The organism is Marinobacter sp., from assembly GCF_041595835.1.
In the GTDB taxonomy this organism is placed as follows: domain Bacteria; phylum Pseudomonadota; class Gammaproteobacteria; order Pseudomonadales; family Oleiphilaceae; genus Marinobacter.
In genome coordinates this window covers 1-4,471 of record NZ_JBFHJO010000084.1, presented here as the reverse complement: position 1 = coordinate 4,471, position 4,471 = coordinate 1, and the positions used below count along the sequence as shown (strand labels likewise).

Below are 4,471 nucleotides of genomic sequence, written 5' to 3'. Positions count from 1 at the left end.
CTCAGGCTTATCGGGGTTTACCGGTTCTGCCGGCCCCTTGGGGTTATCACTCGGAGCGTGTTCGTAATAGTCTTCCTGAAACCAGTCTTGCGTCCACTCCGCCACGTTCCCGGTCATGTCGTAGAGACCTAACGGATTGGGCGGGTAGCTGCCCACAGGGCGACGTTCAAATTTAACCGACGATTGCATCAGAGTATTACCCGACGGTGGAATGGATGGATCCACATATTCCTTTGGACGACGCAGGTAGGGGTCTTTTTCAATGGCTCCGGAGTCCGTAGCGTAAGGAATATTCTGCCCTCGACTACGCGCCGCATACTCCCATTGCGCTTCTGTCGGTAACGCAAACGGCAACCCGGTCTGTTCCGCTAACCAGGCACAGTAGCCTTCCGCCTCTCCATAGTTGGGTACTCTGGCGGGTTTGCGATGGAAGTTCGGCGATAGCGGATCGTCTGTTGCCTTCACATACTCTTTTAACGTGAAATCGTCTGTATACAGGTGGGCGCGGTCAAGCGCATCGTAATAAGCTTTCATTTCCCCCCACGTTGTTTCATAGCGAGAGATAGAATAACTATCAATGCTCACTTCAACCGCAGGGCGGCTAAAGTCTACGAGGGTTACATAAGGAGCCCCATTGGGGCGGCCCACATCCCCCAGCATGAAGGTACCACCTTCCACAAACACCTGGTTTGCAATGGCCTGGTCGAGCAGTTGCTGCACAACTTTGGATTTATTGTTGTGCTTTAGCGTGCCGCCACAACCGGCCAACAACACCGATATGACGATAAAAAACAAAGCATTAGCACTGCCAACTTTTAACATACATTCGCTCCTGTTATGCAATTCCACAGATTTGGCAGGCGTTAAACGGGTCAAACCTTACGGGCCGGCCGGCAACCGCAACGGTATCTTTTAATTGGAGGATAAACAGCCGCCGTTCCGCACCTTCCATGCCCACAAAATCAAATAAACGATCAAGGTTTTTCTGAAATTCTGCTGGTCGTGCCGTGCCTTCCGGGTTCATGCGGAGTACGGTTTCCTCAAAGTCACGCCAACTCTGAAAGGTACGGAGTACCTGATTCACCGCTTGAATTTTGATGTCGTTACTCCCCCACAAATTGGGTGTTACCCACCAGTCGTAAAGGATGTTATCCAGCACGGTTCCCTTCACCTCTGGCGGCGAGTGCAAGAATACTGCGTGTTCCCGTAGTTTCAGGTCGTTGACTAGATTCTGCGCCAGTTCTGCACCTTGTTGCTCACGCTGACGGCCAACAAAAAAGTTATTAACATAACTGGCAATATTCTCTATTGCGCTGCCAGCGAACTCCTGGGCAACCTCAAGGCTCGTGAGTCCTTTCCCTAGGGCAAACAGACTCAACCGTTGATACCAATTAAAAGCTTCCGAATCTCGATCGAACAACTCCAAATATCTGAAGTCCACATCAAGCAGTGCGTTATACACAAAGTGCACCATCTTCATGATGTTATTGGCATCCACTTCCAGCAGAAAGTTTCCCGATGCACCAACGCCAAGAACCAATCCACCATGTATGTTGAAATAGAATTTGCCGGTTGCACGGCTAAACATAAGCCGAATTTCAAATTCAGCAGCCGCCCCTGCCGCAACCTCCACCTTCTTGCCCACCTTGCACAAGGTATCCCAGTTATTGCCAGACGTCAGAACATCCTTCCAGCGCAGCTCGCCAGCCACTTCACAGCCCGCACGAATCCCTGCAAAAACACCCCCTTCCGCATTGATACCCTGCCCCTTTTTACGCGCGGCGATTCCTTTAAGCTTTGGGAGCCCTTCGCTACTATCCACATGAATATTCCCGGCCAAAATGGCAGAAGCGCCCGCAAAACCTGAAGCGGTAATGGCCAGGGTTGCCTGAAAGTGGCCCAGAGACACATACTTACGGTCACCATCCCAGCCACCGACCCGGTAATAGATACGAATGTTGCTTTTGTTGCTGGCGGGAAATGACTGCTCAACGGTCACCTTTCCTTCCGCAAGAACGAACTGTGCCTCCCCCTTTGCCTGGAGGTGAATCTTTCCATTTCTCGGATTATATTCAGCAGAGCCACTTGCCCCCGCCGCAAAACGCATAAACTGGGCTTCGGCGGAGGCATCAAAACCTGTTTCTGCAACTTTTTGGTTACGGTTTTCACCCCAAACCGACCACTCAGCCTCGTCGTAAAAGTGGTTGAGTGCCCGCATCACCACCCCATCAGGGTCAAGGCTACCGAACTCGAGATTCACCTGAAAGTTGAATTCACTCTCAATGGCTTTAGCCAATTTTTTGCTATTGATGCCATCCGACGTTAACCAGCCGTCACTTCTGGCTTTATCCCGGGATGCAATGCTGTAACGCCTGGAGTGCTTCTTCATTTTGTCAGAGCGCACAAAGGTTCGATGCTTTTTTCCAGAAAGGCGTTTGATCTCGGTTAATCTGGGAACAGATTGCATATCGTTTGATATGGCCCCTTTGGCAACAAGATCATCGATCAATGCCTGTTTTCGCTCCTGAACTTCAGATTTCAGGCTTCCTTCTGCGTCTTGTGGCCGGTCTTCGGAATCCGGAGCACCATCAGACAGAGTTTCAAGGTCTTTATAGAATGCTTCAATCGGGCCACAAATAGCCCTTTCCTCCCTGGCCAACTCTTCCGCCTCGGCCTTAGTCAGGAGAAGGATGTCGTTACTACCGGTTTCGTGAACAATTTCTACAATTTCATCTTCACAGCTTGCTTTACAAATAATCTCCCCCGGCTCCCTTGAGGAAGTGATGACTTCATTAGCTGCAGGTACAACGAGGATCTGCCCAGGATAGATTCTGTCAGGATTTTTTATGGCAGGATTCAGCCGAAGCAGGCGCGTAACGGTTGTAGTGTGCCGTTCGGCAATCGCGCCCAACGTATCTCCGGATACCACTTCATAGTTCATCGGCATCAGGCACCTCCTTGTGCCACCAGGTGATCCAGTTCTGCTAAGCGCTCATAGGCTGGCCTGCCGTTATTGGCCAGAATCGTCTGTGCGCAGGGCTGGTTAATGGCCTCCGGGTAACAGGTTGCCATTTCCGTATAACTGGCAAGTTCTGCTTCCGTGCGAAACCCATAACGTCGGCCTTGATCAACCAGCACACGGATACGGTTCTCATTCTCCGGAGTAAGTGGCAGACCGGCATTATTAACCAGAGTCCTGATAAATTTTGCTTTTTTGCGAGCACTGATTGTTTGGATGTGTGCATCGGTAAGCTGAAACCAGCCTTCTTCTCTGGCTTCATGGCGCCGTTCCAGAATACCTACTTCCAAAGCCTCCCAACCTGAGCCGGGCCTGAAGTAATGCCATTTGCGCACGGGACCGCTGAACTGGATACACTCGTTCGGCGTAAAAGCTGAGAGGAGGTCATCAACCTGTGTCGGAGCATAGAACCTCAAGTAGGCAAATGTCTGGTCCGGCAGCCGTACGCTAATCAAACTTCTGAAATGGTCAGCCAGAGTCTGAATATCTGCATCGCTTTCGATGGCAACGCCAGCCGAGCGCCAGACAGATTCTTGCTCCCATAACCGGCTTGTGTCAGATGGCTGAACAAGGCAAGGGCTTACTTCCAGTGCTGACTGATGGGGCGTTTGCCGATAGAGCTGCTCAAACCCAGGACAGTCATCGTAACTGTAGATCAGCATGGGTGCGTCTACTTGGGCTCCATCGATAAGCAGATAGAGGTTGCGCCCTGCACCTTCCGCACTTTCTTTTAGAGTCATGGTCATGACCGGACCTCACATGCACACGGGCTGAAGCCGCAGCGTCCATCCGGTTGTTTACCGCACTGTTTACTTAACAGTGCATCATTCTTTGCCGCTTCACGCAGTTTAAAAACAGGACTGGGTTGAGGCGTCGCCACTGGGCGGATTCCGGTTAACGCGAGCGCATCGGGGTTACCGGAAGCTGAATCGCTTGTGGCGATGACGGAGGGCATCTGTGGTCTCTGAGCGGCCACCGATCTTCCGCTCCCCGGCCCACCTCCGGAATTCATCCGCACCAACGGCCCGGAAATAGTGACACCACTTGGGTCGACTTTCACAAAGCTGCCACCGGCTTTCAGCGTTACTTCTGCGCCGGCTTCAATCACGATCTTCATGCCAGCCTTGTGGTGGATTTCTGTTCCCGCTTCCACCATCTGGTTTTTTCCCTGTTTGCTGTGGTGGCTGCCATTCACTGTGAGGCTATAGTCAGCGCCGATGCTTTCGCGATGCTCACCATCTGTGGTGTGATGGCTGTTGCCTTGGGTGTGGCTGAAGCGGTTGTTTTCCACCGTCAGGTGGCTGTCGTTCCTGATGACTTCTGTGCGGTTGTTTTCCGTGTGCAGGTCCAGGTCTTTCTGGGCGTGCACGTAGATCTGTTCTTCGCCAGCTTCGTCTTCAAAGCGCAGTTCGTTGCTGCCTTCGCCCTTGTGGGTTTTGGTCTTCAGGGTGG

The 4,471-nt window shown here is 51.9% G+C and carries 4 protein-coding genes; all 4 read right to left on the bottom strand.

Annotation, left to right across the window (positions count from 1 at the left end; all coding sequences use genetic code 11):
• Positions 1-822 (bottom strand): formylglycine-generating enzyme family protein (locus tag ABYA77_RS14605; protein ID WP_372966692.1); only part of this gene is annotated, 822 nt, incomplete at its 3' end.
• A gap of 13 nt (positions 823-835) precedes the next feature.
• Positions 836-2,947 carry a LysM domain-containing protein gene (locus tag ABYA77_RS14600; protein ID WP_372966691.1) on the bottom strand — a complete coding sequence of 704 codons (2,112 nt, stop codon included), beginning with the start codon at positions 2,945-2,947 and terminating at the stop codon, positions 836-838.
• Positions 2,947-3,765 carry a DUF4123 domain-containing protein gene (locus ABYA77_RS14595; protein ID WP_372966690.1) on the bottom strand — a complete coding sequence of 273 codons (819 nt, stop codon included), beginning with the start codon at positions 3,763-3,765 and terminating at the stop codon, positions 2,947-2,949. Before ABYA77_RS14595 ends, ABYA77_RS14600 begins: the two co-directional genes overlap by 1 nt.
• On the bottom strand, positions 3,762-4,471 hold a 710-nt coding region (locus ABYA77_RS14590), incomplete at its 5' end, for a bacteriophage T4 gp5 trimerisation domain-containing protein (RefSeq protein ID WP_407070183.1). The genes ABYA77_RS14590 and ABYA77_RS14595, both read right to left, overlap by 4 nt.